This window comes from Aeromonas sp. HMWF015 (assembly GCF_963878965.1).
GTDB classification, from domain to species: domain Bacteria; phylum Pseudomonadota; class Gammaproteobacteria; order Enterobacterales; family Aeromonadaceae; genus Aeromonas; species Aeromonas veronii.
The window spans coordinates 16,647-16,939 of the sequence record NZ_CAWNZT010000249.1 but is presented as its reverse complement, the minus strand read 5'-3'; the positions used below and the strand labels follow the sequence as shown (position 1 = coordinate 16,939).

Here is a 293-nt window from a genome sequence, read left to right as displayed (position 1 = left end):
CTTCTGGGGGACCGTGATGCTGGTGATCATCCTGCTGACCCAGCGCCCGCTGCTCAACTGGCTGCGCCAGGACGGCAAGCACGACTACGGCACCGTCGCTGACGGCGTGGTGGATCTGCGGGAAGGGCTGGTCGCCGGTGCCCGCAATATGATCGGTATCGGCATTGCCACCGCCACCGCGGGGATTATCGTGGGTGCAGTCTCCCAGACCGGGGTTGGTCTGGTGCTGGCGGATCTGGTGGAGTTCCTCTCCATGGGTAACCTGCTGCTGATGCTGCTGCTCACCGCCCTGC

General features: G+C 65.2%; 1 pseudogene. It reads left to right on the top strand.

The features are described from left to right. Positions 1 to 293: pseudogene (locus AACS18_RS23475) on the top strand (C4-dicarboxylate ABC transporter); the annotation flags it as partial.